Origin of the sequence: Shewanella sairae, from assembly GCF_023283535.1 — a bacterium.
Lineage (GTDB): Bacteria > Pseudomonadota > Gammaproteobacteria > Enterobacterales > Shewanellaceae > Shewanella > Shewanella sairae.
Window position 1 is genome coordinate 1 of the sequence record NZ_JAKILT010000108.1, and the last position, 5,977, is coordinate 5,977.

7 protein-coding genes are annotated in these 5,977 nt (G+C 45.7%); all 7 read left to right on the forward strand.

Annotation, left to right across the window (positions count from 1 at the left end; genetic code table 11):
- A partial coding sequence (locus L2748_RS22810) for a TraB/VirB10 family protein (protein ID WP_248957771.1) occupies positions 1–641 on the forward strand: 641 nt, incomplete at its 5' end.
- 48 nt (positions 642–689) lie between these two features.
- Entirely contained in the window at positions 690–956 is a 267-nt protein-coding gene (locus tag L2748_RS22815; protein WP_248957772.1) for a hypothetical protein, read from the forward strand.
- Positions 953–1,471, forward strand: coding sequence for a type IV conjugative transfer system lipoprotein TraV (gene traV, locus L2748_RS22820; RefSeq protein WP_220783399.1), 519 nt, complete (start codon positions 953–955; stop codon positions 1,469–1,471). The genes L2748_RS22815 and traV overlap by 4 nt, the downstream gene beginning before the upstream one ends.
- A 476-nt stretch (positions 1,472–1,947) precedes the next feature.
- Positions 1,948–4,557: a type IV secretion system protein TraC gene (traC, locus tag L2748_RS22825; protein ID WP_220783398.1), complete on the forward strand. Its 2,610-nt coding sequence runs from the start codon at positions 1,948–1,950 to the stop codon at positions 4,555–4,557.
- Positions 4,523–4,687, forward strand: coding sequence for a PA3496 family putative envelope integrity protein (locus L2748_RS22830; RefSeq protein ID WP_248957773.1), 165 nt, complete (start codon positions 4,523–4,525; stop codon positions 4,685–4,687). Before traC ends, L2748_RS22830 begins: the two co-directional genes overlap by 35 nt.
- A gap of 1 nt (position 4,688) precedes the next feature.
- Complete coding sequence (locus tag L2748_RS22835; RefSeq protein ID WP_220783396.1) at positions 4,689–5,054, forward strand: TrbI F-type domain-containing protein; 366 nt, start codon at positions 4,689–4,691, stop codon at positions 5,052–5,054.
- A gap of 1 nt (position 5,055) precedes the next feature.
- A complete protein-coding gene (gene traW, locus L2748_RS22840; RefSeq protein WP_246616286.1) occupies positions 5,056–5,748 on the forward strand; it encodes a type-F conjugative transfer system protein TraW in 693 nt (230 codons plus the stop codon).
- Positions 5,749–5,977 lie beyond the last annotated feature (229 nt).

Sequence of the window (5,977 nt, forward strand, 5' to 3'; positions counted from 1 at the left end):
TACAGCGCATGAGCTGTATTTTTGATGATGAAGAACACGGTGAAGAAATCATTGATATTCCCGTCAAAGGCACAGCGTTTAACTTTGGCCGCAACGGTATTCGGGGTACACCCGTCATGCGCAATGGCGACATTGTGAAAATGGCAGGTATTTCGGGACTGTTTACTGGACTCGGTGACACCGCTAAAAATGCATCGTCTAGCCAAATCACCAGCCCGTCAGGGGTGGTATCCACCGTTGACCCTAGCCAAGCACTACTCAACATGGGCGGCTCGGCATTAGAAAGTGTTGGCTCTAAGCTTGCGGATTACTACATCAAACTGGCTGAGCAATATCACCCTATCATTGAGCTTAATCCTGGTGCAGTCGTTAACCTTGTTTTCTTAGAGGGCTTCCCTCTCGATGCAGAAAGCATTGCAAAGTATGAACAGCAACAGGACGCCAATATCGCCAACACCGCCACTAACATGATGCAAAACTTTTCTAACCCGTTAGCAGTCGGTATGGCCGCCATGCAGCAACCGCAACAAGCCGTGGTCAACAACCCCTTAATGAACCAGCTACCGCCGCAGTTACAAATGCAAGCACAGCAGTTCAACAACATTGGTCAATCCAAGCCGACCAGCCCGTTTAGGCAATAAATTATGTTCATACTCAAAATACTCAGTCTCGCGTTTCGCGAGATTGTCGTGTACACAAAACTTGTGGTACTCGGCACACCCTTTTATTTCTGCGCCTTGTGGTACTGGTTTATCTTCAACACACAGCCTATGGCGATTAAACCCGTCACATGGGGCGATATTCAGCAACTGCTCACGGTTCTATCTCCTGAACAGTTGCTCAGTCTTACCGTGTTGGTCTACGGCATTGGGGCAATTATTCGCCTCAACACGCACTTTTATCTTTCAGCCCAAGCATCGGCAGGCAACAACCTAGCAGCGGGGAAATCGCAATGAATAAACTCTCTTTACTCCTACCGTTAACCCTACTGTTCTCTGGTTGTGCCGTGATGAATGAAGATTTTTCATGCGACACAGTGGACGGTATAAGCGGTTGTGTCACCATGAACGGAATGCACACCATGATTGACGAGGGGCAGTATCGCACTGACCAACACGGCAACGTGATTAAGCAAGAAGCCCCCTCACTCGTAACCGATAGCAACATCGACACCTTTCCAACGGAAACGACAACCACCAAGCGGGAGTTTGACCGTCAAGGCCATGTCGTTAATGAGACGACAGTGACTATCCCGTTACAAGTGAACCCGTTGTTTAGCCAAAACACACCACTTAACGCCCCGTTCTCTGGGACACCTTACCGTGTTCAGGAACAAGTTCGTGAGCTAATCATCTTCCCTTATGAAGATAAGGACGGTAATTACCATGACACCGCAGTAATGCACATCGTCATTACCCCGTCACACTGGCAACGACTATCAACATCGGCGATCAAAAGAAGCGTGAAGTAATGCATCAACCAAAGTAAACCTCATGGTTTACTTTGGTTCGGAGGACTAATGCTTAATCGTTTCTTGATAAAATGCAGGGCGGAATTAACTGAAATAAATGATATTTCATATCACTCACACCTATTTTTCGCCCTATTCTGGCTTCCAATATTGCCACTCATGGCAATGTCTATAAACATGGCCGTGATTATCTTTGCCGCAATCGTGTGCGGTTACGCTAACGTTTTACGCACAAAAGAATTTCATAATAAGTTGAAACAAATGCCGTTATCGGCATTTGCGCTACTGTTCTTTGCAATCATTTGCACAGCAAGCGTATTAACTGCGCTGGCTACGTGGGAGCTACCGACATCAAGCCTGAGCAATTTATCGCTTAAATCAATCGCTATATTTTATCTCTATTGGATTTGCCTATATCCAACCTTTTTTTTGATAAAAATAGCCAATATCCACACCGCTATTGAATAAGGTTCAACATGACTCTCAAACACCTAGTTGCCAACGCTCACCCCAATGTCGGCCATTTACACAACGAACTCCCTTACCGCTATTACAACGAAGACACAGAGCTGTTTGAAAACCAAAACTCAATCGGCTTTGGTAAAAAAATCAGTGTGCTTGGTGGGGCATCAAAAGAAATCGTAACCAGCTTAAACAGTCTGGTGTGCCGACTACCAGAGGGCAAAAAATGGGATTATCAATTTTGCCTGACGGGTAATAACCAAGTTGGCCACATGATTGATAGCAATACCAAACGCGCCTCTGTACGGGGCGGCATGGCCGCTACCATTGCTGAAAACCAAGCCATTTATGCGCACCATGCGGCAAAACATGGTTTTGGTACACGCTTAGGCAATGCCTACCGTTTCGACTTAAAACACTATCAAGCCTATTTCTTTTGCACCTCAACCGCCAAAGAGGAGGAAGTGCTGGATTTAAAAACCACCCTTGATTACGGTTTTGTGCAAGCGGGTATTGACCACGCTACCCTTGATGCACCTCACTTGATTGATTTTGTTAGCCAATCACTGAACTTTAATGGCGCACAAATCTACCCTAAACAAGCGGCCTACAATGAAGACGAACATTTGCACACGCAAATGATTGAACTCGATAGCGAGTTTTTAATACATCGTAACTATGTAGAGTCTCGCGCAACCTTTGCTGAGCAATCCAAACCCGCGCACACGCGCATATTACAATTTTCACTGCGTAAGCTCCCTGCGGCTTTTCAGTTAGGGCAAATGGCAAACTGCCTCGCCTCATTAACGAACCAATCAAACGCGCTGCGTTGCCCGTTTAAAATCACCTGTAACTTCAAGATTGAAGATACGGGTAAACAACACGTACTCAATGAATCTAAGATCCAATCCCTAAGCAAGTGGGTTAACTCACCGATGCGCGTATTCTTACCTACCATTGAAAAAGAGTTAGAAGAGCGCACCGCCTTACGTGATGGTTTCTTACGGGACGAGTACAAGATCGCCTCTATGATCTTCACGTTAACTTTGTACACCAATGAAGAAAACATGAAAGCAGATAGAGAATCCGCACTAGGGGTATTTAAGGGCGCGGGGTTAGAGCTGGTTTCTACCGACATGATCCACGGCCAAACATTACTCGCGGGTTTACCGTTCTCAATGATTGAGTATTTTGATGATTGTAAGAAAGCGGGTCGCGCCCGAATGCTTAAAACATCCAATCTTGTGAACTTCTTCCCCATCGTGGGGGAATATCGCCGATTAGATGGGGGCTTACTCTTGCCAACGATGCGGCATCAAATCAACTACTTTGATATGTTCAACTGCGGAACCGATAACCAAAACATGGCGATCACGGGTTCATCAGGGGGCGGTAAATCATTCCTAACCCAAAACATTGTTAATGCCGTCTATAGCCGTGGCGGGAAAGTGTGGATCTTAGATAAAGGTGATTCATACAAAAAACTCACGCAAACCATGGGCGGGGTATACCTCAACGCCGCACAAATTCGGTTAAGTCCCTTTACCCACATTGCCGCCGCAGAAGCCAAGCAGGGCACGACACTTGCCGAGGCTGCCGCAAGTGAAAGCCAACGTCAAGACGGGGACGATAAAGAGGTTAACCCTTTAGCCACGTTGCTAGGCGATTTAACAGGACTTTTCGCCTCTATTGCGGCTCCCAATAGCGATCTTGATGACTATCAGGAAAACATGCTTGGGGACGCGATTTTAAGGGCGTGGACAGATAACCGCCAACACACCTTAATCGACCATGTGCAACAAGCGCTGTATGAAATCGCCAAGGAACGAGACAACGATAGACGCATTAGTGATTTAGGGGCACAGCTCAATAAATACTGCACCACAGGTATTTACGGCCAAGTCTTTAATGAGCCGTCACAGCTTGACCCCAATGTGCATATCACCACCATTGAGCTTGAGGGATTCAGTGATAACGTACTGCGCCCTGTCGTGTTCGCACTGATGGTTACGATTAACCAGGCAATGTACTTATCAGGTGACAGAAAAACGCAGAAGCTGTGTGTGATTGAAGAAGCCTGGTCATTAATGAGTGGTAACAACCGCCAATCTCGCGCCTTTATTGATAAAGGCTACCGTACTGCGCGTAAGTTTGGTGGTAGTTTTGCTTGTGTCACGCAGGGGATTTCAGACTTCTTCAAATCCCCCGAAGCCGAAGCCGCTTACAACAACTCTGATATCAAAATGATCCTAAGACAAGGGTCTGATTTTGCTAAATTTGTCAAAGAAAATCCCACGGCGTTCGATAGTCATGTAGTGACATTGATTAAAGACTTTCAAACGGCTAAAATCGCGGGCTTTTCGAGCGTAATGGTCAATGCAGGTAATACCATTACCTTTCATCGTTTATTTGCCGATCCTTGGTCAAGGGCGCTATTCAGTACTGAACCTGTTGAGTATGAATACTGCGAAACCTTAATTAAGCAAGGTATACCGCTTGAAGAAGCCGTAAACAAAACAGCATGGCACTTCTACCCCAATGAAATGCAATCATTTGAGGTGCTGAAAAAACAATACTATCTGGATCGTAATGAACGCTATGAGCAAGTTCAACCAACCCCCTAGAGCTGAAATCCAGCCGTCTACGGAAAAATATTCCCCAAGAAAGCAAGCTGCCGATGCACGCCGTAAAATTGATGAAATTTTAGAAGCGCGTGAATTAGCCAGAAGTCTCGCTGAATTTGGTGAGATGTAACATGAAAAAAACACTCTTAACGATTGCCCTCAGTGTGGCATTCAGCATACCCGCGACATTAATCGTTCAACAATTTGTTGCGCCCAACACACACATTGTCACCGTGGATACGACTAAGCTGCTAAATGACTTAACGGCTGAGCTAGCAAGCCAATCACTGCCAGAGGCCGCTATCAACATCAAAATAGATGAATGGGCGGTAACATTTGATAGCGCGATTACTCGCTGGGCAAGTCAAAACAACAGTATTATCGTTGATAAGAGTTACATTCTTAATCAAAACACCATTGATATTACCCGTGATATTGCCGCCATGATTGATATACAAGCAAAACACGACCCCAACCAAAGTGAGGACAGATTTTAAATTGAAGTATAAGGTGTTGCTGCTGATAGGAATGTTCGCCTTACCTATCAGCGCAAAACCATTAGGAACGGTAGGCCAAGTATTCCCAATCGCTGAAATGGATATGTTAGATTGGATCAATGCAAGGCTAGCCGTACTTGATGAAAATGGCGAAATGGACAAAATGAAAGACCAATTTCAGGAGCAAGTCAAACAAACCGTAAAACGCCCCAAACCTGTAGACAATATTTCAACCACAACCTCCCCTCGTAGTTATTTAGTCGATCCCAGTTTAACCCTCGCACAAGATATTAAAGACGCAAACGGTAAAATCCTATTTCCTAAAGGGCTGAGGATTAACCCCTTTGACGCGAGCACATGGCCTAATGGCCACATGTTACCGCCAGTGGCTTTATCTAAAACCTTAGTGTTCTTTGATGGGGACGACAAACAGCAATTATCCTGGGCGGTCGCGTTTCAGCAATCCTTTAAGCAACAACACCCTAGTAAACAAATCAAATGGATCTTAACCAAAGGCGCACCTGAGCAAGTCGCTAATATTTTGCAAGAAAGGATCTTTTTCGACCAAGGGGGAAACATCACACGCAACCTGAAAATCAAGCACATTCCAACAACCGCCGAGCAAGCTAAAACCCATTGGCAGATCACAGAGTTTGATGTGTCACTACTCAAGCCTTTTGAGGGAGCCGATTAGGATGGATTGAGCTTGCCTCAATCTATCACTCATTGGCCGCCAAGCAACGCGCGGCAGTTACATTAGGAACAACCCACTATGAAGTTTATTAAGTCCTGCTTACTCGCCTGTTGTCTAGTACTTGGTTACAGCCCGCCAACACTGGCAGATACCGCCGCTTGTACAGGGGAGTTTGTCAATCCCATTAGCGGCCTTTGCTGGGATTGCTTATTCCCCTTAACGATAGGCA